This is a genomic window from Rothia sp. HMSC062H08, assembly GCF_001810775.1.
GTDB lineage: Bacteria > Actinomycetota > Actinomycetes > Actinomycetales > Micrococcaceae > Rothia.
This window is the reverse complement of record NZ_KV802671.1, coordinates 38,399-65,229: the sequence shown is the minus strand read 5'-3', so window position 1 is coordinate 65,229 and position 26,831 is coordinate 38,399. Positions and strand designations below refer to the sequence as shown.

Annotated in this window: 23 protein-coding genes; 3 read left to right on the top strand and 20 right to left on the bottom strand. The window is 60.8% G+C overall.

Features of this window, described 5'->3' with window-relative positions; translation table 11 throughout:
- Positions 1–48: 48 nt before the first annotated feature.
- A complete protein-coding gene (locus tag HMPREF2765_RS07085) occupies positions 49–813 on the bottom strand; it encodes a hypothetical protein (RefSeq protein ID WP_070604970.1) in 765 nt (254 codons plus the stop codon).
- 93 nt (positions 814–906) lie between these two features.
- Between HMPREF2765_RS07085 and HMPREF2765_RS07080 the strand changes: the two genes are divergently transcribed.
- On the top strand, positions 907–1,974 hold the full coding sequence (locus HMPREF2765_RS07080; protein WP_065423848.1) for an HhH-GPD family protein: 1,068 nt from the start codon (positions 907–909) through the stop codon (positions 1,972–1,974).
- A 134-nt stretch (positions 1,975–2,108) separates the two neighbouring features.
- On the opposite strand, the gene HMPREF2765_RS07075 is transcribed toward HMPREF2765_RS07080, so the two are convergent.
- The 11 genes from HMPREF2765_RS07075 to folP all read right to left on the bottom strand — a co-directional run bounded on the left by HMPREF2765_RS07075 (position 2,109) and on the right by folP (position 15,765).
- Positions 2,109–4,691, bottom strand: a complete 2,583-nt coding sequence (locus HMPREF2765_RS07075; protein ID WP_070604967.1) for an ATP-dependent Clp protease ATP-binding subunit — start codon at positions 4,689–4,691, stop codon at positions 2,109–2,111.
- Positions 4,692–5,754: 1,063 nt separating this feature from the next.
- Complete coding sequence (locus HMPREF2765_RS07070; protein ID WP_070604962.1) at positions 5,755–6,108, bottom strand: histone-like nucleoid-structuring protein Lsr2; 354 nt, start codon at positions 6,106–6,108, stop codon at positions 5,755–5,757.
- A gap of 705 nt (positions 6,109–6,813) precedes the next feature.
- The gene (gene lysS, locus HMPREF2765_RS07065) at positions 6,814–8,397 is read right to left on the bottom strand and encodes a lysine--tRNA ligase (RefSeq protein ID WP_005504365.1); all 1,584 of its coding nucleotides are present in this window, start codon (positions 8,395–8,397) and stop codon (positions 6,814–6,816) included.
- Positions 8,398–8,449: 52 nt separating this feature from the next.
- Positions 8,450–9,397: a pantoate--beta-alanine ligase gene (gene panC / locus HMPREF2765_RS07060; protein WP_070604959.1), complete on the bottom strand. Its 948-nt coding sequence runs from the start codon at positions 9,395–9,397 to the stop codon at positions 8,450–8,452.
- Positions 9,394–10,356, bottom strand: coding sequence for a Rossmann-like and DUF2520 domain-containing protein (locus tag HMPREF2765_RS07055; protein WP_070604956.1), 963 nt, complete (start codon positions 10,354–10,356; stop codon positions 9,394–9,396). The genes panC and HMPREF2765_RS07055 overlap by 4 nt, the downstream gene beginning before the upstream one ends.
- 128 nt (positions 10,357–10,484) lie before the next feature.
- Positions 10,485–12,320, bottom strand: coding sequence for a PH domain-containing protein (locus HMPREF2765_RS07050; RefSeq protein WP_070604953.1), 1,836 nt, complete (start codon positions 12,318–12,320; stop codon positions 10,485–10,487).
- Positions 12,320–13,153: a PH domain-containing protein gene (locus tag HMPREF2765_RS07045; RefSeq protein ID WP_049352733.1), complete on the bottom strand. Its 834-nt coding sequence runs from the start codon at positions 13,151–13,153 to the stop codon at positions 12,320–12,322. The genes HMPREF2765_RS07050 and HMPREF2765_RS07045 overlap by 1 nt, the downstream gene beginning before the upstream one ends.
- The gene (locus HMPREF2765_RS07040; protein WP_012902773.1) at positions 13,140–13,658 is read right to left on the bottom strand and encodes a DUF3180 domain-containing protein; all 519 of its coding nucleotides are present in this window, start codon (positions 13,656–13,658) and stop codon (positions 13,140–13,142) included. The genes HMPREF2765_RS07045 and HMPREF2765_RS07040 overlap by 14 nt, the downstream gene beginning before the upstream one ends.
- A gap of 45 nt (positions 13,659–13,703) precedes the next feature.
- A complete protein-coding gene (folK, locus tag HMPREF2765_RS07035) occupies positions 13,704–14,324 on the bottom strand; it encodes a 2-amino-4-hydroxy-6-hydroxymethyldihydropteridine diphosphokinase (protein ID WP_049349892.1) in 621 nt (206 codons plus the stop codon).
- Positions 14,324–14,737 (bottom strand): dihydroneopterin aldolase, encoded by a 414-nt coding sequence (gene folB, locus HMPREF2765_RS07030; protein ID WP_012902770.1) that lies wholly within the window; start codon positions 14,735–14,737, stop codon positions 14,324–14,326. Before folB ends, folK begins: the two co-directional genes overlap by 1 nt.
- Positions 14,738–14,805: 68 nt before the next feature.
- Entirely contained in the window at positions 14,806–15,765 is a 960-nt protein-coding gene (folP, locus tag HMPREF2765_RS07025; protein ID WP_070604950.1) for a dihydropteroate synthase, read from the bottom strand.
- 229 nt (positions 15,766–15,994) lie between these two features.
- Here folP and HMPREF2765_RS07020 point away from each other — a divergent pair, with 229 nt between their 5' ends.
- The gene (locus HMPREF2765_RS07020; RefSeq protein ID WP_070604946.1) at positions 15,995–16,186 is read left to right on the top strand and encodes a hypothetical protein; all 192 of its coding nucleotides are present in this window, start codon (positions 15,995–15,997) and stop codon (positions 16,184–16,186) included.
- Positions 16,187–16,322: 136 nt separating this feature from the next.
- Here the strand turns inward: HMPREF2765_RS07020 and HMPREF2765_RS07015 are convergent, their stop codons facing one another.
- The 8 genes from HMPREF2765_RS07015 to ppa all read right to left on the bottom strand — a co-directional run bounded on the left by HMPREF2765_RS07015 (position 16,323) and on the right by ppa (position 24,759).
- Complete coding sequence (locus HMPREF2765_RS07015; RefSeq protein WP_070604943.1) at positions 16,323–17,288, bottom strand: Abi family protein; 966 nt, start codon at positions 17,286–17,288, stop codon at positions 16,323–16,325.
- Between the two features lie 450 nt (positions 17,289–17,738).
- On the bottom strand, positions 17,739–18,323 hold the full coding sequence (gene folE / locus HMPREF2765_RS07010; protein ID WP_005507626.1) for a GTP cyclohydrolase I FolE: 585 nt from the start codon (positions 18,321–18,323) through the stop codon (positions 17,739–17,741).
- Positions 18,310–20,538, bottom strand: coding sequence for an ATP-dependent zinc metalloprotease FtsH (gene ftsH / locus HMPREF2765_RS07005; RefSeq protein WP_070604940.1), 2,229 nt, complete (start codon positions 20,536–20,538; stop codon positions 18,310–18,312). Before ftsH ends, folE begins: the two co-directional genes overlap by 14 nt.
- 279 nt (positions 20,539–20,817) lie before the next feature.
- Positions 20,818–21,369: a hypoxanthine phosphoribosyltransferase gene (gene hpt, locus HMPREF2765_RS07000; RefSeq protein WP_005504342.1), complete on the bottom strand. Its 552-nt coding sequence runs from the start codon at positions 21,367–21,369 to the stop codon at positions 20,818–20,820.
- 185 nt (positions 21,370–21,554) lie between these two features.
- Positions 21,555–22,688, bottom strand: coding sequence for a tRNA lysidine(34) synthetase TilS (gene tilS / locus HMPREF2765_RS06995; RefSeq protein ID WP_070604937.1), 1,134 nt, complete (start codon positions 22,686–22,688; stop codon positions 21,555–21,557).
- A gap of 32 nt (positions 22,689–22,720) precedes the next feature.
- Positions 22,721–22,945: a helix-turn-helix domain-containing protein gene (locus tag HMPREF2765_RS06990; RefSeq protein ID WP_049344278.1), complete on the bottom strand. Its 225-nt coding sequence runs from the start codon at positions 22,943–22,945 to the stop codon at positions 22,721–22,723.
- Between the two features lie 258 nt (positions 22,946–23,203).
- Positions 23,204–24,031, bottom strand: coding sequence for an S-layer homology domain-containing protein (locus HMPREF2765_RS06985; protein ID WP_070604935.1), 828 nt, complete (start codon positions 24,029–24,031; stop codon positions 23,204–23,206).
- Positions 24,032–24,273: 242 nt separating this feature from the next.
- On the bottom strand, positions 24,274–24,759 hold the full coding sequence (gene ppa / locus HMPREF2765_RS06980) for an inorganic diphosphatase (protein WP_049340474.1): 486 nt from the start codon (positions 24,757–24,759) through the stop codon (positions 24,274–24,276).
- A gap of 330 nt (positions 24,760–25,089) precedes the next feature.
- On the opposite strand from ppa, the gene dacB reads away from it, so the two are divergent.
- On the top strand, positions 25,090–26,670 hold the full coding sequence (gene dacB, locus HMPREF2765_RS06975; RefSeq protein ID WP_049340476.1) for a D-alanyl-D-alanine carboxypeptidase/D-alanyl-D-alanine endopeptidase: 1,581 nt from the start codon (positions 25,090–25,092) through the stop codon (positions 26,668–26,670).
- Positions 26,671–26,831 lie beyond the last annotated feature (161 nt).

The window sequence follows — 26,831 nt, the reverse complement described above, 5'->3', positions numbered from 1 at the left end:
CACGGGGGCTTCTCACGCCCGCACGGGGGCGAAAACTATAGAAGTGAACTACTGAATCACGAAGTTCACCGGAGCCGAGCTCACACCATTGACGGTCACCGCAGCCCAGTAGGAACCCTTCTGAGCGGCCGAAGCGGAGGAGCAACCCAGCACGTTGATCTTACGGTCCCACGCCAGGTCGGTTGCGCCCTCGGCACCTGCGGCCACCTCAGACTTCTGAACGGCGGTCGCCGCGCACAGGCTGCGGGTGTACACCTGAGCCGCACCGGAGGTGATGTTCAGGTCCACGCCGGTGTTCGCGCCCTCGCCACCCACAGCGCAGGGGGTCTTCGAGGAGTTCGTGTAGGTCACGTGGAAGGACACCTGCTCACCGGCTGCGAAGGTACGCTTCGTGGGGGTGACGGTCACCTTCAGGTCGTTCGCGGTGCACGCCGCAACAACAGCCGCAGTGGTCACCGAGGGTGCGGGGGTAGTCGGGGTCGCCGCGGCGGTGGTCACGCTTGCAGTGGGTGCCGCAGAAGCGGTCACCGAGGGGGTTGCCGAAGCAGTAGCCGACGCGGTTGCAGAGGCAGTCGCGCTAGCGGACGGGGTGGCCGAAGCAGTTTCGGAGGGGCGAGCGCTGAAGCTCTGGAAGGGCGCGCCGGAAGGCGTCGCGGTGGAGGCTACAGTGGCGTCCTTCTTGCCGTTAATCATGCCGACCATGGAGGTCACGCCAGCGACCAACAGCAGAATGACAGCGAGCAGAGCAATAACCGCCACGATGCGACGGCGGCGGTAGACTTCGGGAGGCAGAACGGGACCATTTTCAGACATACCCTTAAGGATACCGGGTTTAACCCTGAGATTCACAGTGAACTCTGTTCATGCAGTTTTGGGAATATATGCCCTGTGGCGTAGGCTTTTCGGATGACCTCAGAGCCCAACCGCACCGCACGCACACGCCCCGAACCGGCCCTGCCCGAAGGCACGAATACCGAGGCGCTCCACCGCCGAATCAACGGGTGGTTCCTCGACCAGGCACGCGATTTGCCGTGGCGTCGTGACGAGTGCACCCCCTGGGGCGTGATGGTCAGCGAGTTTATGCTGCAGCAGACCCCCGTCAAACGCGTTCTACCCGTGTGGGAGGAGTGGATGCGCCGCTGGCCCACCCCCGCCGACCTTGCCGCCGAGCCCGCCTCGGAGGCGGTGCGCGCCTGGGGCCGCCTGGGTTACCCGCGCCGCGCGCAGCGTCTGCACGGTGCCGCTGTGGCGATTGTGGAGCAGCACGGCGGTAAGGTTCCCGCCGACTACGAGGAGCTGCTGGCTCTGCCGGGCGTAGGTTCTTACACGGCGGCGGCGATTAGCGTGTTCGCGTTCGGTCTGCGCGCCACGGTCATTGATACGAATATCCGCCGCGTGCACGCCCGTGCGGTATCCGGTAAGGCGCTACCCTCGCGTTCGTTGACGGCGGCTGAGACTCGCCTGGCGGAGGCGCTCATGCCCGCCGATACCCCCACCTCCTGCCTGTGGAATGCGGCGACCATGGAGCTCGGTGCGCTGGTCTGCACGGCAAAGTCCCCGACCTGCGAACTGTGCCCGGTGGAGGATCTGTGCGCCTGGGTTGCGGCGGGCAAGCCGGAGGCGGACTACACCCCCAAGGGCCAGAGTTGGCACGGCACGGACCGCCAGGTGCGCGGTGCGGTCATGGCGGTGCTGCGTGCGGCACATGAGCCGGTGAATCGCGAGCTCATCCTGGGTGCGGGAGTAGGTGCGGGTGTAGCCTCGGCTGGCGATACGACCTCTTCACCCGTTGCAGCCTCTTCGCCAGACTTTACGTTCCCGGCTGATGCACCCGCCGCGGTGCATCGTCCACTGAAGGCGCTGTACGCCCTCTCCCCCGCCACCGAGCAGCTGCAGCGCTGCTACGCGGGGCTGCTGGCGGACTCTCTCGCCCGCGAAGTCACGCAGGGCGATAGTGTGCTCGTCTCGCTCTAGTACCCGCCGCAGAGGAGCTCCTGGAGCCTCCCAAAAGCATAGAAACGCCTGTGGGGCGGCACCGGATGATTCCGGTACCGCCCCACAGGCGTTTAGTGCGCTAAAGCCTAGCTACCTAGAGCTTATTCCAGAGCCTAGTCGTTGCCCTGACCCTCAGCGGCAGGTGCCTCAGCTGCGGGAGTCTCAGCGGGAGCCTCGGAAGACTCGCCCTCGTTCAGCTCCTGCACCGAGTCCAGAGCCAGCTCCTTCATCGGCTGAGAAGAGAAGACGAACTTCGCGGAGTCGCCCTCGCCCTCAACGTCCACGGTGATCTTCTCACCGGGCTTGATGTCGCCGAAGAGGATCTTTTCAGACAGGGCGTCCTCAATGTTGCGCTGCATCTCGCGGCGCAGCGGACGAGCACCCATGGACGGGTCGTAACCCTTAGCCGCCATGAGAACCTTCGCAGCATTAGTCAGCTCAATGGACATATCCTGCTCCGCCAGACGCTTAGCCAGGCGACCCACGAACAGGTCCACGATCTGCAGAATCTCAGACTCGGAGAGCTGCGGGAAGACAATGATGTCATCCACACGGTTCAGGAACTCGGGGCGGAAGTGCTCCTTGAGGTTCTCCATCACGCGTGCCTGCATGCGCTCGTAGTCGGCTGCGGTGTCATCCATCGCCTGGAAACCAACCGGGATGCGGCGGTTCACGTCACGCGAGCCCAGGTTGGTGGTCATGATGATGACGGTGTTCTTGAAGTCCACCACGCGACCCTGCGAGTCGGTCAGGCGACCGTCTTCCAGGATCTGCAGCAGCGAGTTGAACAGGTCGGCATGAGCCTTCTCAACCTCGTCGAACAGGACCACGGAGAAGGGCTTGCGGCGGACCTTCTCGGTCAGCTGGCCGCCCTCATCGTAGCCAACGTAGCCGGGAGGCGCACCGAACAGACGGGAGACGGTGTGCTTCTCCTGGTACTCGGACATATCCAGGGTGATGAGCGAATCCTCATCGCCGAACAGGAACTCGGCAAGAGCCTTGGCAAGCTCGGTCTTACCCACACCGGTCGGGCCGGCGAAGATGAACGAACCACCGGGACGGCGCGGGTCCTTCAGACCTGCGCGGGTACGGCGGATAGCGCGGGACAGTGCCGCAATAGCGTGCTCCTGACCGATAACGCGCTTGTGGAGCTCCTGCTCCATGGTCAGCAGGCGGCTGGACTCTTCCTCGGTGATCTTGTAGACCGGAACACCGGTGGAAGCGGCCAGAACCTCAGAAATAACCTCGGGGGTCACGGTGCCGAATGCGTCGCCGCCTTCGCGCCATGCCTTCTCGGCTTCTTCCTTCTCAGCCAGGACCTTCTGCTCCTGATCACGCAGGCCTGCGGCCTTCTCGTAATCCTGGGAGTTGATGGCGTCTTCCTTCTGCTGGCGCAGCTTGGCTGCCTTCTCGTCAAGCAGCTTGATTTCCGGGGGTGCGGTCATGCGCTTGATGCGCAGGCGTGCGCCCGCCTCGTCAATCAGGTCGACAGCCTTATCCGGCAGGAAGCGGTCAGAGATGTAGCGTGCCGCAAGGTTTACGGCGGTCTCGATGGCCTCGTCGGTAATGGTGACGCGGTGGTGTGCCTCGTACTTATCGCGCACGCCCTTGAGGATCTGCACGGCGAGCTCCTGGGAGGGCTCATCAACCTGAATCGGCTGGAAGCGGCGCTCCAAGGCGGCGTCCTTCTCAATGTGCTTGCGGTACTCGTCCAGGGTGGTTGCACCGATGGTCTGCAGTTCGCCTCGAGCCAGCATGGGCTTGAGGATGGAGGCAGCGTCAATTGCGCCCTCTGCGGCACCTGCACCGACGAGGGTGTGGATCTCGTCAATGAACAGGATGATGTCGCCGCGGGAGCGAATTTCCTTCAGAACCTTCTTCAGGCGCTCTTCAAAGTCACCGCGGTAGCGCGAACCTGCGACCAGGGAGCCCAGGTCCAGGGTGTACAGGTGCTTGTCCTTGAGGGTTTCGGGGACGTCACCGTGCACGATAGCCTGTGCCAGGCCCTCCACGACGGCGGTCTTACCGACGCCGGGCTCACCAATCAGCACGGGGTTGTTCTTGGTACGGCGGGAGAGGACCTGCATGACGCGTTCCATCTCCTTGTGGCGGCCGATGACCGGGTCCAGCTCGCCCTCACGTGCTGCTGCGGTGAGGTTGCGGCCGAACTGATCCAGGATGGTCGAACCCGCGGGAGTGCCTTCGCGAGAGTTACCCGCACCCACGCCGGCGGTTTCCTTATCGCCGGAGTTGTTGCCGGGGTAACCGGAAATCAGGTCCATAACGGCCTGGCGCACGGCAGCGGGCTCAGCGCCCAGCTTGACCAGCACCTGGTTTGCCACGCCCTCATTTGCACGAACCATGCCCAGCAGGATGTGTTCGGTGCCGATGTAGCCGTGGTTCAGCTGAATAGCCTCGCGCATGGACAGTTCGAGAACCTTCTTCGCGCGCGGGGTGAAGGGGATGTGGCCATTAGGCGCCTGGGGGCCGGGGCCGACGATGTCCTGAACCTGTTCACGTACTGCGTTCAGGGTAACGCCCAATGATTCCAGGGCGCGGGCACCGATGCCTTCGCCCTCGTGAATCAGACCGAGCAGAAGGTGTTCGGTACCGATGTAGTTGTGGTTGAGCATGCGTGCCTCTTCCTGGGCAAGCACCACAACGCGCCGAGCTCGATCGGTAAAGCGTTCAAACATTTACGCACTCCTTGCATTTTCCTATTGATACAAGAGTACGTTGAGCGCGGCTGAAAGGGCGGGCTGATGGGCGTCTGTTCGCCATCAAGAGAACAGATGAGCTGTTCGGGGCGTTCTAGGGGCGGTTTAGGCGTGGTTTCGGGGCTTCTGGCGGGGTTCGGGAGTGGTGGTTTTGAGGGGTCTAGCTCACGCAGGTGAGCCTACCTGAAGGTGGATGGGTGCCGCCCGGTCGGTGCTGACTGCTTTTGCCGATGCTGGCTGCTTTTGCCGGGGTTGCCTGTGCAGAGTGTGCGCATATTACCGTCGGATGTACCGCGGGAAGGTGCTACAAGTGGGTTCCGAGGGTCTACAGTGCCGATACACGGGTTTACGGAAGAGAAGAACCCAAAAGAAGCCACACAGACCAACACCCAAACCGCATGTTTTCTGCACGCGCGTGAATATATTGCAGAAATTTTTAAAAATTTATATGTTTAAGTGAGAAATTTCAATAATTCGCAAAAATATATACGGCACCATTTCCGGTATATATTTCCGCATAATCTTCAGGCGATCTGCGTCAGAATTCCATCCGATAATCATCTCGACATCAGAGGAAATCCCCGCGTCGACACATAGGTAGGGTGCTTATTATTTTCGACTCTATTCAGGGTGCGCTCTGTACCTCTTACAGAGGGAATATCTCGGCGCACAACAACGGCACATAACAACCGCACCGAAGAGATTAATGCAACAACACCTTTAGCCTTCCTGCCGATGCATGAAACCTAAATGAGGAACCCAACCTCGACACCAGATTGCGTATCCGATTCCCCACTCTTCCTCCTAATAATTCAGAAGCGGGCATCAGCAAAGGATCAATATATTTTACATGTAAATAGTTAATTGGAATTGGGGGTAAAAATACCCCCTCACTCCCCCCCCACCCCCAAAAAAACAGATATGCAACGCATATCAACACACACCGCAGAGGGTAAAACAAAAGGCGGACGGTGATAACACCGTCCGCCTTTTGTTCCCGGGGGAGCCAGCCCCTCCGGTTACGCGCAATAACTTAGAACTTTTAGTCCTGAGCCTTCATTGCTTCGTAGTATGCGTCCTGAACATCCTGGTGGATGCGGCCACGGTCAGAAACCTTGTGGCCGTTAGCCTTAGCCCACTCGCGAATTGCTGCGGTCTCGGGGTTGCGCTTAACCGGAGCAGCGGTACCACGGGGAGCACGGGTGCGCTGGGTAGCGGTACCCTGAACGCGGCGAGACTTCGCTACGAAGGGGCGGATAGCGTCACGCAGGCGAGCTGCATTTGCGGAGGACAGATCGATTTCGTAGTGAGCGCCGTCCAGGCCAAAACGGATAGTTTCGTCTGCGGGGCCGCCATCGAGATCGTCTTCAAGAATGATGCGAACCTTCTGTGCCATTGAGGCACCTCCTCATCTGTTGCATATATCCTGTGGAGTAAACCCAAAAGCCTCTATCGGGATTGAGAAAATAGTGTGCCGGATATATTTATGTACTAATTTTCTTTCATATAGTAACAGAAATATATTAAAGATTCCGAAAATATTCTGAGCGTTGAAACAATACGCCAATCACCCGCAGCGATATATCGCTTCTGTTCATCCCCGTTAAATCTGCACTCGCTACAAGAACATTAAAGTGAAGTTTAGAGTGCAAATACTTTGGATTCTTCCGGCACTCACTCTGGGGACAATATCGAACAATACGCGACCCGGCGCTACCAACAATCTACAGGAATTACACCACCCACACGGACACCTACAATACGCTATTCACTCCAGGCATTCCTACGATATTCAAAAGCGAAATTCTACCCCTATCCCAGCACCTCATTCTTTTCCGCACAACACATTTGTGTACAAGAACAGAAGCATCTGCCAGAGTGAATAGAGCAGCATAAATCAGCACCAGGATAGAACGAAAACTCCCTTTAAAAGCCCCTGACCTGTGCAAACAAACAGAAAACCCCACCCCAGAAGCTATACACCGTGCAAAAGAGCGCACAGAAAACGGCGGGTGCCGCAGATACAAGCGTATCCGCGGCACCCGCCGCACTCACACCCCTAAAGGCAAAGTTAAAGAAACCCTACAGGTGAAGCTAAAGCTTAGGCTTCCGGCTTCATCAGGGGGAAGAGAATAGTCTCACGAATACCGGGCTGACGCACCACAGTACCCGGACGCTCCGGATCCTGATCGCCCGCCAGCAGCATAATCAGACGGTCAATGCCCAGGCCCAGGCCACCCATCGGGGGTGCACCGTGCTCGAGGGCGCGCAGGAAGTCCTCATCCAGCTCCATCGCCTCATCGTCACCGGCAGCAGCCAGTAGCGACTGAGCGGTCAGACGCTCACGCTGAATGACCGGGTCAATCAGCTCGGAGAACGCGGTACCGCGCTCCATACCGCCAATAATCAGGTCCCACGCCTCAATCAGAGGCTCACCGGAACGATGCGGACGCGCCAGCGGCTGAGCGCTCGGCGGGTAATCGTACACGAAAGTCGGGTTCACCAGGGTCGGCTCAACAATCTCACCGAAGAGCTCGGTCACCAGCTTCTCAGCGTCCCACTTCGGGTCGATGTCCACCTCATGCTTCTCAGCAATCTCACGCAGAACCGAAGCGTCAGTCTCGGGGGTAATCTCAACGCCCACAGCCTCGGACAGGCCCGGGTACACGCCAACCCACTTCCACTCACCGAACAGGTCGATGGTGCCGTTCTCAGTCTCAATACGCTCAGTACCGACAGCCTTCGCGCAGCTCTGGATAATCTCCTTCATGCGCTCAGCCATCACGAACTGGTCAGCGTAGGTTTCGTAGCACTCCAGGGTGGTGAACTCGGGGCTGTGGGTCGAGTCCACACCCTCGTTACGGAACACGCGGCCAATCTCGTACACGCGCTCAATACCGCCCACCACTGCGCGCTTGAGCGGCAGCTCGGTGGCAATACGCATGGTCATCGGCTGATCAAAAGCGTTCAGGTGGGTGCGGAACGGGCGAGCAGTCGCGCCACCGTGCACCAGCTGCAGAACGGGGGTCTCAACCTCAATGTAGCCGTGATCCTCCAGCACGCGGCGGACGGTGCGGGTAATCAGGGCGCGCTTCTTCACCAGCTCGCGAGCCTCCTCGCGAACCATCAGGTCCAGGTAGCGCTGGCGAACGCGGGTTTCCTCGTTCAGGTCCTTGTGCAGAACCGGCATGGGGCGCAGCGCCTTCGACGCCATCTTCCAATCGGTCACCATAATGGACAGCTCGCCACGGCGAGAAACAATCACGCGGCCGGTCACGAACACGTGGTCACCCAGGTCAACCAGGGACTTCCACTCGGACAGAGACTCCTCGCCAACCTCAGCCAGCGACAGCATCGCCTGGATGCGCTTGCCCTCGGTACCACCCTGCAGGGTCGCAAAGCACAGCTTACCGGTGTTACGGACGAACACCACGCGGCCACCAACGTGCACCACACGGTCAGTCTCGTCGCCAGCCTTCAGCTCCTCAGCAGCCAGCTTCGGATCGTACTCGGCGCGCAGATCCTCAATGTGGTTGGGTTCCACGCGGTTACCCTCAGAATCCAGCAGACCCACCGGGTATGCCTCGCGACCCGACTCGATCAGCTTCGCACGCTTTTCCAGGCGAATCTGCATCTGCTCGGACATATCAGCAATCGCCGGTGCGGCAGTGTGCTCAGTGCTCACAGTGATACCTATCTGTGTAGTGTGTTGGGGACTCTTCTAAACGAACGAACGCTTAGCGCAGGTCCATGTTGTCAATCAGGCGGGTCGGGCCAACGAACGCAGCAACCAGTGCCAGCACTCGCTCCGACTCCTCAGTCGGCTCACCGAAAGTCATCGGGTCGACCAGTTCCAGGTAGTCAAGGCGTACACCCGGAGTGGAGTTGATACGCTCACGCGCACCGTCCAAATCAATCTCGTGGAAGCCACGGTTCAGCGAATTCTCACGAAGCATCGCCAGGGTGCGGGACAGCACCAGGGCAGACTCGCGCTCCTCATCCGACAGGTAGCCATTACGCGAAGACAGCGCCAGACCGTTATCGTCGCGAACAATCGCCACAGGGCGCAAGGTCACGTCGTGGTTGAAATCGCGCACCATACGCTGAATCAGGATGTACTGCTGAGCGTCCTTCTGACCGAAGTACGCATTCACCGGGTGGTTACCGGCTGCGGGGCGAATAATGTTGAAGAACTTATTGACCACGGCCAGCACGCCATCAAAGTGGCCCGGACGGGTCGCACCCTCAAACTTAGTGCCCAGCTCGCCGCTCGAAATGCGGATGAGCGGGTCACCGTCGGGGTACATCTCTTCAACCTCGGGGGCAAAAATAATGTCAACACCGGCGGCACCAGCCAGGGCAGCGTCTGCCTCCAGGGTGCGCGGGTATGCTTCGTAATCCTCGCCGGGGCCAAACTGCAGCGGGTTCACAAAAATGGAGGCGACCACTACATCATTCTGTTCAGCGGCGCGACGCAACAGGGTTGCGTGGCCGTCGTGCAGGGCGCCCATGGTGGGCACGTAGCCCAGGGATGCGTTCTGGTACTGAACTGCGGTGCCGTTCTGCTCCGCCTCCTGGCGGGCTGCCCGGTCCAGTTCCTCCTGCGCTGCGGCAAGAGATTCGGTGATTGCCGTGCGGAACTCCGCAATGGTGGTCACGACTCGGGGCATCGAAGTCTCAGTCATGACGAGAACTCCTTGTTTTCGGGGGCTGAATCATCAATATCGCCGGGGTGGTTGCGGTCCGAAGACTCACCCAGCAGATCCTCAATTCGTCCCAGTTGTTCATCGTTTAACAAACCTCTATTATGCGCTCTTTTTGCGGTTGCGTGTGCCAGAGCGGCATAAGAGTCTGTAATATCACCTGTTTTCTCATGCTCTGAATACTCATTCAGAGCCTGAAGGTGAGCCTTCACGGTACCTGCGTCTCCGCGTGCGACGGGCCCGGTCAGAGCCCCCTCACCGCTGGCGAGCGCATTGTCCACGGCGGCTCGAACGAGCGGCCCCATGTAGCGTGCCGGGTCCTCAATACCGATGGATGCGAGCATCTGCTGGGACTGACCCAGGATGGTCACGAGGTGGTTTGCGGCATGCGCCAGGGCTGCGTGGTAGAGTGCCCGGTCCGCCTCGGCAACGTGCACGGGTTCGCCGCCCATCTCCACCACGAGTGCCTGAGCAATCGGGATGAACGGCGCCGGTCCGGTCACGGCGAAGCAGGTGCCGTTCAGGCGCTGCAGGTCCACGGACATGCCGGTAAACGTCATAGCGGGGTGAATCGCCAAACCTATAGCGCCCAGCGCGGTCGCCGGTGCGAGAACCTCGGTGCCGTGGCGACCGGAGGTGTGCACCAGAATCTGTCCGGCAGTGATACTCCCCGAGGACGCCAGGTAGGTGACAAGACCCGGCAGCTCATCATCGGGAACCGCAAGAATCAGCAATTCGCTACGTTCGGCAATCTGCTCCACCGACAGCAGCGGCACATCGGGAAGCAGCATCGCGGCGCGCTCCTGAGAAGCCTCAGACACCGCATGAACACCCACAATCGTGTGTTCGCAGGCGCGCAAAGCCGCACCGAGGACGGCGCCGACCCTCCCGGCGGAAATAATTCCAATGCCTAAACGCGCAGGTTTTGAATGCTGTATCACGGCTTTAAGTATATTCTCCCTTTCACGGCAGCCCTGCCGCCGGTGTCACGAAGAACACTGACGGCAGGGCGCGTTCTGTAGTTTTGCTGCCCGCTTAGCTGGCGGGTTAGCTTAGCTAGCGGGCTGGCTTAGGGGCGTCCGCTCAGTACCGGCTCAGGTACGCGGTAGTAGGGTTCAATACCCTCCAACCGAACCGTCATCAACCACACCAAATCCTCGCAGATACGCGGCGGCAAGTGCATCATGAGCGTGCGTACCGGGCCGGGCACCGTACCGAAATGCACACTCGCACATCCGAAGGCACGCTGCAGCGGACCCTGGCCTCGGCTCACGCTCAGCACACGGCTGACCGGCACAATCGACAGCGTGCGGATAAAGTAGCCGCCACGAATCAGCAGCAGGTCACCGCGCGTATGCTCACCAACGCTCGAACGCGCCGCATCAGAATCAATGCGGGTGGTCGCCTGCACCGAACCGGCAGTGTAACCGACCGTGGTCACGCCGTTACGCTTCCAGGTGAGCAGGTCCATCCAGCGCGCCGAAGAGGGGGTCACAATCATTGCCGGAACCTGCGGCTTCTGACTCTTCAGTGAACCGTTGGCGGTATCCAGCAGCACCTGCGCCTGCACCTCATCCAGGGCGGGCAACAGCAGGCGCAACACCATCAGCGTCTCCTGCTTATTGCCAACCGGCAGGGCAACATTGCGGGTCACAACCTTCTGGTTGTCGTTCTTCTCAATACCGATACCGGCAATGGTCATCTTGATGCGGTACCAGCCGAACGCACGCCACAGAATGGACTGCTCCACGGCGAGTGCCTGAATACGCTCAACCATCACGTTCTGAGTGTGCGTGCCGGTGAAACCGTAGCGCAGGGTCACGCCACCCTGACCGCTCGGGGTGATTTTGAAGTTCGCGGCACCGTCAAAACGTGCCCACAACGTACCCAAGTAACCAAGCAGCGGTACGAAGGTGCCGGGTAGCAACGCCATGAAAATCAGGAACGGGCTCTCGCCACCCATGATCGCGGCGAAGACGGCAATGCCAACCATGAGGGCCACGGCGGGCACCAGCCACACCAGGTGCTCCAGCATGATGGAGGCAATCAGACGCACATTCGAGATGCGGAAAATCGGCGGCTGCGAGGGGTCAGCCGCGACCGGCATCGGCATGCGAGCGCCGCGGCGGGATGCGCCGGGCTGCTGGATGCCCTGCTCGGGTGCGGGCTGCGAGTAGCCGCCCTGCTGAGGTGCCATCTGCTGATTAGTGGGCTGGGTGCCGCTCTGTACGGGCGCACCATAGGACGCCTCGTAAGATGCCTCGAACGGCTGATGCAGCTGATCCGCGTCCGGCATGCGCTCCGCCGAAATCTGCATGCTCTCGGGCAGCACGTCGACCGGGCGGCCCGCCGCCTCCGAACGCAACAGGTTGATGCTCGCCATCGCGGTACGGCGCAGAACCTCCGCCTTGCGGGCGGAAACGTACTTGATGTGCAGCGCCTCCGAAGAGCCGTCAGCCACCTCAAAACGAAGCTCCGACACACCCAGCAGGCGCGCCACCAGAGGACGCGAAATGTCCACGCTCTGCACGCTCTCCAGGCGAATCGTGCGGTTCTTCTTGAACAGAAAACCGCTACGGCGGTGAATCGCCAAATCGTCCAGGCTGTAGCGGGTAAACCACCAGTCAATCGAGCCAGCAACCAGAATCAGCACGAGCACGGCGAAGCCTATAAGCTGCGAGTACGTTGCGCTGAAGTAGCTGCTGTTCTCATCAAATGCCTGCGTCAGGCGCGCGCCCCACTCGTTCGGCGGGGTGGTCAAAATATTCAGGATAATGCTCTGGAAGAAACCAAACGCCAACAGAATAATGAACCAGAGGTTCATGATGAACGTGCGAATATCGGCACGCCACCACTTCTGCTCCTGAGAGTTCGGGGCGTTATTATTCGGAACCGGGGTACTCATTAGAGTGCCGCCATTCGCTCATCGGCGCGGCGCACCAGATCCGCACGCAGCTCCTCCGCCACGTTCAGCGGAATACCGAACAGCACCATCGTGCCAGTGGTCGTACCCGCCGTGCGCACCGTCAGGCGGGCAACACCGCACATGCGCTCCAGCGGACCAGAATCCACATCAACATACTGGATGCGCCCGTACGGCATAGAGCTCATCGAACGGAACACGATACCGCGGCGAGCCATCAGATGATTCGACTCCAGCGCGTAGCCGAGCGCACGAGTACGGCGCGGAGTGGTCAGAATCCACCACAGACCCCACAGACCAAACACCGCGACCACCACCAGGCCGACGATGCGTAGCACCTCCGGGCCGCCAAAGAACGCACCCGCACAATACAAAGCCGCACCCGCAAGAATCGGGAACACCAAAGCAGAAATAGTGTGAACAAAACGAACCGTCAGGTAGCCGGAGGCGGCGGGCACCCACTGCGGCTCCGGCACGGGCTGCGAGGTAACCGGCTGGGGGCTTACCGGCTGCGCAGGCTGAGAAGGTGCCTGCTGAGGCGCGTTCGGGTACGCGGCAGCCGGCGGAACCTGCTGACCGTACTGTGCTTGCTGTCCATACTGCGCCTGCTGGTCATGCTGGGTTTGCTGTCCATGCTGGGCACCAGGCTGACCGTAAGCCGCCTGCTGGTACTGCCCATACTGGTTCTGCCCGTACTGACCCTGCTGACCGGGCTGACCGGGCTGACTCTGCCCATACTGACCGTATTGGCCGTTCTGAGCGTCCTGCCCGTACCGACCATTTGGCGAATAACTATTCTGGTTAGGAGCCGACATAGGTTCCTCCCTCTCGCGGCTTTACAGCACCGGAAGAGGAGGCCGCATCCTCATCATCCTCCGGCGGAATACGACAACAATGCTGAGCCCATAGCCCAGCAATCAGCAGGGCAACACTGCCCACACAATTAACAAGGACCTCCCAAAAGACCACCGAAAAACCGCGCACAGACACCATCGCCACATGGTAACCAAGAATCGCAGCGCACCAGCCCGTCAAGAGGGCACCGGTCATGATGGAACCCTGCGCATACGCCACCGCACGCGCCGCAAGAATCGGGCCCATATGCGGCACCTTCTCACGCGTCTGAATACGACGATAACGAGCCACCTGCACACCCAGCCACACGGCACCCGCCGCAACCAGCAGGCACACCGCGCCGAGCATCCACGAAAAATTCATCTCACCAAAACCGGCGCCAATCATCACGGAATTCACCATAAGAGCGGCAGCGGCACCGCACACAGCCGCCACAATAATCGCCCGATAACTCAGGGGCTTCATGGTGTTTCCTTTCGGTAGGTTCCTCTACCTTCCAGAGTGCCACATTTAAGGCTGATCAGGTACCTGCATCTCACGCATATAGCTGATAGCGTCTTCATCCGCCCCAAGCAGCGTGCGGGACAGCTCCGCAACGTTCACGACCTCGCGGCTCAGCGGCGCAGGAACCTCATCCGGCCGCTCCCCCGAAGGCTCCGCACGCCGGGTCACCGTCAAGTGTGCCTGCGGGTCCATCTGCGCCCACGGCACCAGCACGAAAGCACGCTCCTGCGCCCGCGGATGCGGCAAAGTCAGCACCGGATCCTCAGAGATCACGCCGTCATAGTCAATCACGTCAATATCGAGGGTGCGCGGGCCCCAACGCACCAGGCGCTCACGGTGATGCGCCGCCTCCACCGCATTACACAGCTTCAGCAGCTCGTAGGCGCCCAGGTCAGTGGCCACCTCAATGACCGCGTTCACGAAATCCGGCTGACCCACCGGGCCACCCACCGGGGCGGTACGGTACAGCCCGGAGGCGCGCACCAGCTGCACGCCGCCCGCCACCAGGTCGGCGACGGCACGCTCCAGGGTGTCTTCGCTTTCGCCCAGATTCGAGCCCAACGCCAGCACCGCGCGGTGTTTCAGGGTGTTGGGCTTCTGCGTATCGGTTGTCTGGGTGCCAGCCACTAGCGGCCGCCCTCCACGACACGCTCCGCGGCACGCTCACGGAACACGCTCACCGCAACGTTACCGAACGGCAACTCAATCGGCGCCTGCGGCTTCGATACGGTAATCTCCGCCGCCTCCACAAGCTCAAACATCGCAAGGATACCCTCGGCAATGTTCACCGCAAGGGTCTCAATCAGGTCCAGCGAACCGTTCGTCACGTGGCGGTGAATCAGGTCAACCACGAGCGCGTAGTTCGTGGTCTTCGTCAGGTCATCCGTGGCGGCTGCGGCGGAAAAATCACTGTACAGGGTCGCGTCCACGACGAAGGGCTGGCCGTCGCGCTTCTCAAAGTCGAGCACGCCGTGGTAGCCCTTGGCCGTAATGCCGGTGAGGGTGATGCGGTCGCGGTGGGCGTAATCTGCCTGGGTCATTGGGGGGGTCTCCTAGAGGGTATTCGGGTAGTCGGAGGTTGTGGGTAGTGGTTCTAGCTGGCAGAGCCTTAGCTTACGGAGCGCAGCGCGGAGGCGACCGTCACCGCATCCACGCTGGCGGGCACGTCGTGCACGCGCACCGCCCACACGCCGCGCGCCGCCACCAGGGCGGTCACCGCCGCGGAGGCTGCCGCACGGTGCTCAGCCGGGCGCGGCTCCGACAGCGACTGCCACAGTTCGCGTTCCGCCTCGCCCGCATCGGTTGCGGTGAAGCCGCTCGCGTTCAGGCGCTCAGCCAGCGCCATATCCGCCGCCGTGAGGGCGTTCGCGATAAAACGCTTGCGGGAACCAGCAATGAGCAGGCGGTGGCCCAGGCCCTGCAGCTCGTCAATGGCGGCGAGCAGCTCCCAGTCCTGCATGCCGCCCTTCGCGAAGCCCAGACCCGGATCAAGAATCAGGTTCTGCGGCAGCACACCGGCTGCAAGGAAACGCTCACGCAGACCGGTCAGCTCCTCCACGACCTCGGTGACCACGCCGCGCGGGTACTCCGCCAGGCTGTTCATGGTCTGGGAGGTGCCGCGCGCGTGCATCAGGATGTACGGCACCTGCAGCTCGGCGGCGGTTTCAATCATTTCATCGCTCACGTTCAGACCGGATACATCGTTGATGATGTGCGCACCGGCGGCAATGGCGGCGCGGGCGGTCTGCGGGTTCATGGTGTCCACGCTGATGGTGGTGCCCATCTGCGCGACCGCCTCGATGACAGGCAGGATGCGGCGCTGCTCCTCCTCCACGCTGATGCGCACGGCACCGGGGCGGGTGGACTCACCGCCAATGTCGATAATGGAAGCGCCCTCGGCAATCATGCGGGCGGCGCGGGCGATGGCGTCGGTGGCGGCGTAGTGCTGGCCGCCGTCGCTGAAGGAGTCGGGGGTGACGTTGAGGATGCCCATCACGAGGGTGCGTTCGGCGGCGAGCGCGTCGCAGGGCAGGGGGGCTACACGGGTGGTGTGTGTGGATTCAGTCATGGGTTTATCGTACCGAATCTGCGGTGCTCCCATGTTTGCCGCTGTGATTGGAAGGGGGATTGAGGCGGGGGTTGGGACAGCGACGGGACGATTTTGGGGACACAACATGCAATATTTGCATTACAGATACCTATTTAAGGGTATGCTGGGAGGGCACGCATACCGTGCCTGGCGCGTTCCCGGTCGGTGGCGCGCACCCACACATACATACTCTAGGAAGTGACTCATTGTGAACTTGAAGACCGGAGCTTGGATCCTCTCCCTGGTGGCTCTTGCCGCGCTGGTGACTATTGTGCTCGCTGAAGGTGCTCCTGCCGTGTGCTGGATTGCTTTCGGTACTGCAACCGGTTGCGGTTTCATTGCCGTGGGCTTGATCGTGACGCTTGCCCTGGGTTGGGACGATAAGAACGAAGCCCACTAAGGGTCTTTGAGTCTTCTTCGGGGTCTGTGCGGCACCATTGCCGGTGCCGTCGGCTCCGAGGGACACAACCGCACAGCAAAAGGGGCGGAGGTTTTCACCTCCGCCCCTTTCAGTGTGTCTATAGGCAGTGAATAATTTAGCTCCACAAACGGGTTTCTTCCCAACCTTGCGGTATACCCATTGCCCGGGAGATATCAACTCCAGGAACGGAAATATTAGGACGTTCCTTCAGAATCTGCGTTAGAGATTCCGTATCCCCGATTCCACCCTGGTCCATCAGATATTTGAGGAGGGTGAGCATGCCGAAGGTTTTACACATCTTATGGTTCTCTTCAGCCTGTGGCACACCAAATAGGTCAACAACCTCACGGATTTCAGGGCTCTCAACTCTTCCACCTCTCAACACACGCGGCAAGCGAGGCTCTGGGTGCAGCTTATTGTAGAACCTACTTTGATGCGCACAAATATTGCGCATTACCCGCAGCGAATTAATCCAAGTTTCCAACTGAGGGTCAGTACACCCCAAGGCTTTCGCGATATCTCGTCGAATATTTGGCGGAGAGACCAAATACAGATTCTGTAGAGCCCCCAAATCTAGAACTTCCACCACAACCCACACGGGCAACTTCCCGCCGTATTGTTCACGGTGATGCTTCACGAATTCTTCTTCAGAAGTACGAATAAGCTGTTCGCTTTTTCTCGTAAATCTGCTCCACGCAGTGCGCCTTTTACTGCCTTGAAGGTCGCACCGGGTTTCATCCTCGTATATGAGTGGATCCACTTCCCCCAGTAAATTCCCTAGGCGGGACCGCAAATACACCTCAAACTGCGAGAAATACGAAAACGCAATGGACCGAAGATTACGGTCATATTCATACAGGGCCACGATATCTTCAAAGACAGTTCCGGGTATGAAAGTATCCGAGCGATGCACGCTTCCCGCCGGTCGCCGGAATGAATAGTAGTAACCACTCAGACGGTAGTAACTAACACGCTCAAGGACGTGAGCGGCATGTTCCTGAGAATCTACGAGCATACCTCGCTGGCGCAAGATTCCAACCTGCTGTTCATATGTTTTAAATGGTTTTACGATTGAAGACATACACTATCCATCACTTGATATCGTTTCATCATCGGAACTCTTTAATAATATCAATATAAGGATATTAAGGGTATAACTACACGGGATGTAAGCCATCTCTGTCTTACTAAGGTCATCGTTTAAAAACGATGACCGGCTCCAGACCCCTGATGGGCGGAACCGGCCGCGGTTATTTTCGCTCCTTATGAGGAACAGTTATGCATTCATCAACAACGGTACGTGAAGAGCGCAGTACGTAGCGTTAATAAAAAAGAAGACCGGTCCTGTACTCCCGAAGGAGTGGTGCCGGTACTAGTGGTACTACTCTACAGCTGATGACGCCCTCTACGCAAGGGCTCTCGTCATACGACCCAACAAAAGCGGCTACACGGCACAGGGGTATAGCGCAAGGGGGCAGGATTCCTTAGAATCCTGCCCCCTGGCGTATAGCTATATGCTCATTGCATGCGCTTAGCGCTGCGAGAAGATCAGGCTCATCGCCTCCGCACGGGTTGCGCCGTTCATCAGCGCACCGCGCACCGCGCTAGTCACGGTCTTCGCGCCCGGCTTACGCACACCGCGCATCGACATGCACATGTGCTCAGCCTCAATCACCACAATCGCACCGCGCGGGTTCAGGTGCTCCTCCAGAGCCTCCACCACCTGCGTGGTCAGACGCTCCTGCACCTGCGGGCGGCGAGCGTACAGATCCACCACGCGGGCGAGCTTGCTCAGACCGGTCACCTTACCGTCCGGGCCCGGAATGTAACCCACATGCGCCACGCCGTGGAACGGCACCAGGTGGTGCTCACAGGTCGAGTAGAACGGGATGTCCTTCACCAGCACCATCTCAGAGTGGGCGATGTCGAAGGTCGTACCCAGAATCTCGCCGGCGTCCTGGTGCAGGCCCGAGAAGAACTCCGCGTAGGCACGCGCCACACGTGCCGGGGTCTGTTGCAGGCCGTCACGGTCCGGGTCCTCACCAATCGCGAGCAGAATCTCACGGACGGCAGCCTCAATACGCGGCTGGTCGACGGCGTTCTTAGCCTCGCTCATTCTCTGCTCCATTCTGGTTCGGGGTGCCGTTCTCCGGGCGCTGCGCCGGAGGGGCGGGGTAGTTCGGGTACTGCTGGGTGGGCATTGCGACGGTCGGGTCGGCGTCCGGGTCGGTGAGGGGCGCCTGAGGCGGCAACGGCTGCGTAGGTGCTATCGGAACCTGCTGCGCGGGTGCAGCCGGTGCTACCGGAACAGTAGGTGCCGTAGCAGGAGCTGCCGGCGCCTCGGCAGGGGCTTCCTCAGCCTTCTGTGCCTCCTGAGCCAGCTCGCTTGGTGCCTTCACCGGCGGGATGTCGGTACGCTCACGGGTCGGCTTGGAGTACCAGTGCTCACGCTCGGGGCGCTTGCGAACATCCTTGAAGATTTCGGCAATCTCGTTCTCGAGCAGGGTTTCCTTCTCGAGCAGGGCGAACGCCAGGCGGTCCAGAATATCGCGGTTTTCCAGCAGAATCTGGAACGCCTCATCGTGTGCCTGCTCCAGCAGGGCGCGGATCTCAGCGTCAACCTTTGCCGCGGTCGCGTCGGAGTAGTTGCGTGCCGAAGCGCCGCCACCACCGAGGAACGGTTCGGTGTCTTCGCCGCCGAGCTTCACGGAACCAATCACGGCGCTCATGCCGTAGTCGGTAACCATCTTGCGGGCGGTGTCGGTTGCCTTCTGAATGTCGTTAGACGCACCGGTGGACGGGTCGTGGAAGACGATTTCCTCAGCCGCACGGCCACCCATCGCGTACGCCATCTGGTCGAGCAGTTCGTGGCGGGTCGTGGAGTACTTGTCGTCCTGCGGCATGACCATGGTGTAACCCAGGGCGCGACCGCGCGGAAGAATCGTAATCTTGGTGACCGGCGCGGAGTTACGCAGTGCCGCCGCGACCAGGGCGTGACCGCCCTCGTGGTATGCGGTGACCTTACGCTCGTGCTCGTTCATGATGCGCGAGGAACGCTGCGGACCAGCCATGACGCGGTCGATTGCCTCGTCGATAGCGCGGTCGTCAATCACGTTGCCGTTATCGCGGGCGGTCAGCAGAGCCGCCTCGTTCATGACGTTCGCCAGGTCAGCACCGGTGAAGCCGGGGGTGCGCTTAGCAACCTGAGCAAGGTCAACGGTGTTAGCAATCGGCTTGCCTGCGGCGTGAACGCGCAGGATGTGTTCGCGGCCCTGCATGTCGGGGGCGTCCACACCAATCTGACGGTCAAAACGACCGGGACGCAGCAGCGCCGGGTCCAGAACGTCGGGTCGGTTCGTTGCCGCAATGACGATGACGTTCGAGTTGCCGTCGAAGCCGTCCATCTCAACCAGCAGCTGGTTCAGGGTCTGCTCACGCTCGTCATTACCGCCGCCCATGCCGACGCCGCGGCGGCGGCCAACAGCGTCAATCTCGTCGACGAAGACGATGGCGGCGGGGTCGCTCTTCGCTTCCTTGAACAGGTCGCGCACGCGGGACGCACCCACACCCACGAACATTTCAACGAAGTCAGAGCCAGAAATCGAGTAGAACGGCACGCCAGCCTCGCCCGCCACAGCCTTGGCGAGCAGGGTTTTACCGGTGCCGGGAGGGCCGTACAGTAGCACGCCCTTGGGGATCTTTGCACCCAGGCGGGTGAACTTTTCGGGTTCAGCCAGGAACTCGCGGACTTCTTCCAGTTCGGCGAGCGCCTCGTCCACGCCGGCAACGTCGCTGAAGCGCACATCCGGCTTGTCCTTGGTGAACTTCTTCGCGCGGGACTTGGAGAAGCTCATGACGGAGGAGCCGCCTCCGACTCGTCCCATCAGGAACCAGAAGAGCGCACCAAAGATCAGAATCGGCAGGAGCAGGGACACCAGGGAGCCCAGGAAGCTGTGCTCAACCGGCTGGTCCGTGTAGCTTTCCAGCTCGGCGGATTCCATTGCCTTAGCAACTTCGTCGCCGCGGGGCTGCACGTAGTAGAAGCGCACCGACTTACCGTAGTTGTCGTTGCCCTTCTTGTAGTCGTCCTTAAGCTGCAGCTCGACGCGCTGGTCGCCGTCGTAGATCTTTGCGCTCTTGACCTGGTGGTCGTTGAGCAGCTGAAGACCCACGTTGGTGTCCACCTGACGCGAGGGCTGAGTGAAGAAGGAGGCCATGAGGAAAGCCAGCATGATTACGAGAGCTGCACCCGGCCAGAACCAGGGGCCGTTAATCAGCTTCTTCAGGAAGCCCTCCGAGCCTTTCTGCGGAGTATTGGGGTTTTGCGCCAATGCTTTTGTCCTTACGTTGCGGCTGTGACCCGTTGGGGTGCGGCATGCCTGCCGGAACACCCAACGGTGCAACCTTAAATGTACCCTACCCCGGCGGGCGGCTAGGTACCGGGCTTCTCTATTTCACCTGCGGGCTAAAGGGTTGTAGCACTCGGCGGGGGTGAAAGTGCATCTTCTGCGTCGGGTACATCCACCTCCGGGTACAGCAACGCCCCGCTCCCCCACAAGCGTGAGGAGGCGGGGCGTAACCACCTACAGCAGGGTTGCTGAGGTGAAGGCTTAGGAGTAAACGTGCGGGTGCAGGGTTGCGACGCAGTCCAGGTTGCGGTACTTCTCAGCGAAGTCCAGGCCGTAACCAACAACGAACTCGGGCTCGATGTCCCAGCCGACGTACTTGACCTCAACGTCAGCCTTGACGACCTTGGGCTTGCGCAGCAGGGTGCAAATCTCAACGGAAGCTGCGCCGCGAGAAATCAGGTTCTGCTGCAGCCATGCGAGGGTCAGGCCGGAGTCAATGATGTCTTCAACGATTAGGACGTTGCGGCCCACCAGGTCGGTGTCCAGGTCCTTGAGGATACGCACAACGCCGGAGGACTTGGTGCCGGAACCGTACGAGGAAACAGCCATCCAGTCCATGGTGTAGTGGCCCTTGAGAGCGCGGGAAAGGTCAGCCATAATCATGATGGCGCCCTTGAGAACACCCACCAACAGCACGTCCTTACCGGCGTAGTCCTCGTCGATGCGCGCCGCCAGTTCGGCGACCTTCGCGTTAATCTCTTCCTTGCTGAAGAGAACGTTCTTGATATCGTCCTGCACGTCGATAGCCTGCACGATGTATTCCTTCGTATTCTTTTAGACGCTCTGCGCCTCCGCCGGGGGCCCCGGGTGCGGGGGTTTCATGCCTTCCCACAGCGGACAATGTGGATGGTGTTCGCCTTAAGTATGGCTTAAAACGGCGCCGCGGCGCACCTCACCACGCAGATAGTGTGTGCTGAGGGGGCTCCGCGGGCACCTAGTTAGGGTCGAGTTGGCACTAATACGAGCACGTCCAGGCGTTCACCGGTTGCCGGATGCACAATTTTGCGGCGGCGGTACGCGCTCACGTGACCGGGCATCTGAACGGGCCCAGCTACCGCGTATTCGGCGGTGAAAGAGTCCAGCGCCTGCAGTCGCTCAAAGCCGGGGTTCTCTCCCCCGGCAGCCTTGCAGGCGGCCGCAAGCACACGCAAACGAAGCGCCGGATGCAGCGCCGCCACCTGCGCACGGTCCAGCAGCACGGCATCCTCGCGTTCGATGCCGCGCACGGCGGTTCCGCCGGGTAGGAGCGCCTGCTCGTAGACTACCTGTGCCTGCTCGTCGAGGTATTCGGCATCGGGGCCGGCCACCGCGGCGGTGCGCGCCAGGGAGCGGGCGACGTCCCCGCCGAGGTGCTCCTCCAGGTAGGGCAGCACACTGTGGCGGATACGGGCACGCATGAGGGTTTCGTCGGTGTTGGTCGGGTCGATCCAGGGGGTGAGGGTTTCGGCATCGCAGATGTCGAGCATGTCGGTGCGGCGCAGACCGAGGAAGGGACGCAGGTAGGTGACGCCCCTTTCGACGCGTACGGGCGGCATACCGGCAAGGGAGCGTGTGCCGGAGCCGCGGCTTAGGCCGAGTAGCACGGTTTCTGCCTGGTCGTCGAGGGTGTGGCCGAGTAGTACGGCGCGGGCGCCGGTGGCTTCGACGGCTTTCGTGAAGGCGGTGTAGCGGGCGGTGCGCGCCGCCATTTCGGGGCCCATGTTCCCGACGGGAACCTGCACTTTTTCGGTGATGACGGGGTGAAGCCCCAGGTCGGTGAGGGTCTGCGCGGTCTGCGCGGCGACTGCGGCGGAGTTTTCTTGTAGGTCGTGGTCGACGATGATGGCGCCTACGCGTACGTCGCCGCGGCGGGCGAAGTGCGCGGCAATGGCTGCCAGTGCGAGGGAGTCGGGGCCGCCGCTGCAGGCGACCAGGAGCAGGGGCAGGTCTGCGGCGTCCGGGGTGGAGGCGGTGCGGGAGCGTCCGGTGGCTTTGATGCTTCCAGCGCCGAGGAGCTTTTCGAGGGCGGCGGCAAGGTGGCGGCGGGCAGTGCCGACGGCGGGGTGCAGGCGTCCTGCGCGTCCATTCTGCATGGTGGTTCCTTTATATAGGTGTGCGGGAGGGGTTAGGTGAGGGGGTTGGCAATAGTCAGCTCGATGCCGAGCTCTTGGGCGACCTTGAGGACCGCGCCAATTGACGGGCCGGGCAGCCCACGCTCAATATCGCGGATTGTTTTATCGCTGAGCCCGACCATCCACGCCAACTCCATTTGGGTGATTTTTTCGTACTTGCGGACGGCACGAACCTGGGCACCAAATTCTTGCGCGAATCCCGTTGCGTCGAATGCCATGGGGGTCTCCTCCTCACCGCTGCAGAACCTCACGTTATACGAATTATTCTTCGTAATATGCCCATATTAGCACTCCCAGGGGTGCTCTGAGGCTGTTTTCCGAAGAATAGTTCGGTTACACACACCCTTCCCGGAACCTCCGAACACAATCAAAGAGCACAAAAAAAGGGGCGTGCCCACCGCCTCCAGCACGCACGAAAAATTGCACGAACCAGACACGGGGAACACGCCCCCAGCAAGCCCTCCGCTCATCTGCCGCTAGGACAGCGACTGCAGACGAGCCACAATTGGCGCCAGCTCCTCGTGGTAATCAAGAACCATGAGAGGGGTGAAAATTGTGCGGTACGAAGCGTAATAGAAATCCGGTGTTTCATTGAAATCCCACGGCGTGTACCCGTTAGTGAGGAAGTTAGTGTTATACGCCCGAATATCTTCCCCCTTCGCCAGCGCATGCTGGTACACCCAGCTCATTGCTCGATGCAACTCACTACCCTCCTTAATGGGGGCAGCACCCTTCTCCGCACGCACAGCATTCGCCTTATCCAGAGATTCCAGAGTCACCTTGGGGCTACCCGCAGCACGATAAAGGAAAGTAAAGTAAGCGCCACGGCTCGCCGGAGTGTCATAGTGGAAGGAACCATCAGACCAACCAGCACTCAAACCCACGCGGGTCGCCCAAATAGCAACCTTATAACGCGCGTCGCCCGGAGTCAGATCGGTGTACGGGGACTTCTCCGGCAGGTTCTTCACCTCGGGTGAACCAGCCAGATGGTACAGGTACTCCAGCAAGCGACCACGCGAAATGGTCATGACCCCGTTCGGCAACTTATCTTCACTGATTCGGGCCAGCCCAACAACCTGCTTCTTCGTAATCAGGCCGGTACACTCCGCCCAGTGCAAATTGGTCATCATGTTCGCGCCGTAATAGAAGTGCATGCCAAAACAATCAACATCAAATTCCAGCTCTTCAATAGGCTGTGCAGATTTCGGCTGAATGTATGCCGCCTGGGCTACGCCCTGACCCATGCACCCCATAGCCAGCGCCAACAGTGCCGCCGCGCCGCGGGTCGAAAGGTTTTTCTTCATTTTCTATCCTCGGTGAAAGGTGTGAGAGTAGAAGAAGAGTGAATCCCTTTGAAAATACTCTGAATCTGCACCTCGCGCAATCAACTACACCCAGCGTACAAGCAGATGCGGCGAAAGACACAACAAAAGGGGGCGTGAAAAAGGGGCGTGCCCGCCGCCTCCAGCACGTACGAAAACTTGCACGAACCAGACACAGGGAACACGCCCCCTACAAAACCGGGTGCACCTAACGGTGCGGCAGCTTAGTGACCCTTAGCTGCGAAACGGTCGATAGCCTCCTGGACCATCTTCTCAGCAGCAGCCAGGTCTTCCCAGCCCTCACCCTTAACCCACTTGCCGGGCTCCAGGTCCTTGTAACGCTCGAAGAAGTGCTGAATCTCAGCCTTCAGCTGCTCCGGAACATCAGCCAGGGACTTGATGTGGTCGTAACGCTTGTCGGTGGGAACGCACAGAACCTTAGCGTCGCCGCCAGCTTCATCGGTCATGTTGAACACTGCGACCGGGCGGGACTCAACCAGCACGCCGGGAACAACGTCAACGTCCAGGATCAGCATTGCGTCCAGCGGGTCGCCGTCCTCACCGAGGGTGTTCTCGAAGTAACCGTAAGCGGTGGGGTACTGCATGGAGGTGAACAGCACACGGTCCAGGCGCAGGCGGCCGGTCTCGTGGTCCACTTCGTACTTCACGCGGGAGCCGCGGGGAATTTCAATAGTGACGTCGAGTTCCATCGGAACCTTCTTTCTCGTGAGTTAGAGTCACTTTCGCGGCGACTTCGGCGCGCAAGGTGCGAAAGTTAGGTGTTGAACTCACCCATTGTAACCCGTTCACGCACACCGAAACCGCGTATTCGGCGCCAAAACCAGCGTAATTTACCACGCTCACACCACAGTTAACATTCCGCCTAGTCCCACGCCCGCCAGCGCACCCCGCCGCCACACCCGGCCGCCTGCCGGGCAGCCCAGATAGGGTTCGTGAGGGGTAGCAGGAGCGCGGCATGAGCATCCCAGCACCGGCGCGTAAATTCGATAGGCACCCCATCCGCCCGCTATGCTCAAAAGATGCCTTCCAACAAGCACAACACCCAGACCACCACCCTCACCCGCCGCGCCGCCCTCACCCTCGGCGGCATGTTCCTCCTCACCGCCTGCGGATCCGCCGCAATCGAACAGAAACGCCCCGAAGGTTCCGCAAGCCCCACCGGCAGCGCAACCGGCAGCCCCACCGGCACCGCCGAGGCGACCGCCTCCGCAACCCCCAGCGCCACCCCGACCCTCGCACCCGCACTGTCCGAAACGGAACAGGAACAGCTACGTGCCGCCCTCACCACGCTCTTCGCGGACGGCACCTACCCGCAGTACAGCCTGCTCGTCACCGGCATGGACGGCAACCTGCCCAGCATCAAGGCGGCCACCGCGCCCGCCGACCTGTACGCCGCCAACGCCGACACCGCGCGCGTGCCCGCCTCCACTTTTAAGGTGCTGACCCTGTTCGCGCTCAACCACTACGCAAACCTGCAGGCGCGCCTGCGCACACGCGTCACCCGCGACTCCGCCGGACTGTACCTCATGGCAGGCGGCGACACCCTGCTCGGTGCGGGCGCTTCCAACCCGAAGCAGATCGTCGGACGCGCAGGCCTGACCACCCTCGCCGAGCTGACCGTGAAGGCGCTTCTTCAGGGCGAGAAGCCGACCGCGGCGCTGCCCGTCTACCTTGACGGCACCTTCTTCAGCGGCCCCGGCGTGAACCCCGGCTGGGATGCCGCCGACGTGGCGTCCGGCCAGATCACGCCCATTCACCCCATTGCGCTCGAATCGCACACGGTGCCGGGCAAGTCCACCGCAAGCAACCCGGTACGCCCGGACGATGCGGCGGTTGCCGCCCAGCAGGCGTTCGTGGATGCACTCAACACCGCCGGTAAGGAGTCCGGCATGAGCTTTACCCTCGCGGAGCGCCGCACCGCCCCCGCGGAAGCAGTTGAAATCGCCGCGGTCGAATCGGCAACCCTGCTGGAGCAGGCACAACACATGATGCTCGAATCCGACAACGCCCTCGCCGAGGTGCTCGGCCGTTGCGCCGCCATCGCCGCCGGTAAGGAAGGCAGCGGCGAGGCGGCACAGCAGACCGTGCGCCAGGCGCTCGTGGATGCCGGCGTGAACATTGAAAACCTGGTGCAGGCGGACGTGTGCGGCATGTCCCTGACGGACCGCGTGACCGCCCGAACCCTCGTGCAGGTTGTGGCTCTGCTGAATGCTGATGAGCATGCGGAGCAGCTGATGAGCACGTTCCCGGTCGCGGGCGTGAGCGGCACCCTGTCCGGTCGTTTTGGTGCGGCGAACGCCGTGCACGCACGCACTTTTGTGCAGGCGAAGACCGGCACCTTGTACACGGTGTCTTCGCTGTGCGGTGTGGCGACCCGACCCGACGGCACCCGCCTGATTTTCGCGATTATTCTGAACGATCTGGGCGGTGCGGATGCGCTGCCCGCCGCGAAGGAACGCGTGGACGCGGCGGCGGCGGCGATTGCGAACCGTTCGACTGCGCCGAGTGCTTCTGCCAGCCCCTCTGCGGTAGCGGCGAGCGCTTCGGCGGCGCCCGCGGCGGCAGTTTCTACCGCGGCCGCGGCGAGTGCAGTCTCCTAGTGTGTTCACCCGGATAGCCCCGAAATCCCCCCTAAATCATCCCACTTAGGTTGATTTTCTGTAATGTTTCACGTGAAACCTGAAAATCAACCTCTCGGGGTGAGAGGGGCACGGGGTGCCGACAGACTCCTCAACCGGGACTCGCGCCCGCTCACCCGGCA

Coding starts and splice junctions, on each gene's coding strand:
- HMPREF2765_RS07080 (WP_065423848.1), top strand. CDS start 907: ATGACCTCAGAGCCCAACCGCACCGCACGCACACGCCCCGAACCGGCC.
- folP (WP_070604950.1), bottom strand. CDS start 15,765: ATGACTGAATCCACACACACCACCCGTGTAGCCCCCCTGCCCTGCGAC.
- HMPREF2765_RS07015 (WP_070604943.1), bottom strand. CDS start 17,288: ATGTCTTCAATCGTAAAACCATTTAAAACATATGAACAGCAGGTTGGA.
- HMPREF2765_RS07050 (WP_070604953.1), bottom strand. CDS start 12,320: ATGAGTACCCCGGTTCCGAATAATAACGCCCCGAACTCTCAGGAGCAG.
- HMPREF2765_RS07045 (WP_049352733.1), bottom strand. CDS start 13,153: ATGTCGGCTCCTAACCAGAATAGTTATTCGCCAAATGGTCGGTACGGG.
- panC (WP_070604959.1), bottom strand. CDS start 9,397: ATGACTGAGACTTCGATGCCCCGAGTCGTGACCACCATTGCGGAGTTC.
- tilS (WP_070604937.1), bottom strand. CDS start 22,688: ATGCAGAATGGACGCGCAGGACGCCTGCACCCCGCCGTCGGCACTGCC.
- folB (WP_012902770.1), bottom strand. CDS start 14,737: ATGACCCAGGCAGATTACGCCCACCGCGACCGCATCACCCTCACCGGC.
- HMPREF2765_RS06985 (WP_070604935.1), bottom strand. CDS start 24,031: ATGAAGAAAAACCTTTCGACCCGCGGCGCGGCGGCACTGTTGGCGCTG.
- HMPREF2765_RS07040 (WP_012902773.1), bottom strand. CDS start 13,658: ATGAAGCCCCTGAGTTATCGGGCGATTATTGTGGCGGCTGTGTGCGGT.
- HMPREF2765_RS07085 (WP_070604970.1), bottom strand. CDS start 813: ATGTCTGAAAATGGTCCCGTTCTGCCTCCCGAAGTCTACCGCCGCCGT.
- HMPREF2765_RS06990 (WP_049344278.1), bottom strand. CDS start 22,945: ATGGCATTCGACGCAACGGGATTCGCGCAAGAATTTGGTGCCCAGGTT.
- folE (WP_005507626.1), bottom strand. CDS start 18,323: ATGAGCGAGGCTAAGAACGCCGTCGACCAGCCGCGTATTGAGGCTGCC.
- ppa (WP_049340474.1), bottom strand. CDS start 24,759: ATGGAACTCGACGTCACTATTGAAATTCCCCGCGGCTCCCGCGTGAAG.
- dacB (WP_049340476.1), top strand. CDS start 25,090: ATGCCTTCCAACAAGCACAACACCCAGACCACCACCCTCACCCGCCGC.
- HMPREF2765_RS07070 (WP_070604962.1), bottom strand. CDS start 6,108: ATGGCACAGAAGGTTCGCATCATTCTTGAAGACGATCTCGATGGCGGC.
- HMPREF2765_RS07075 (WP_070604967.1), bottom strand. CDS start 4,691: ATGTTTGAACGCTTTACCGATCGAGCTCGGCGCGTTGTGGTGCTTGCC.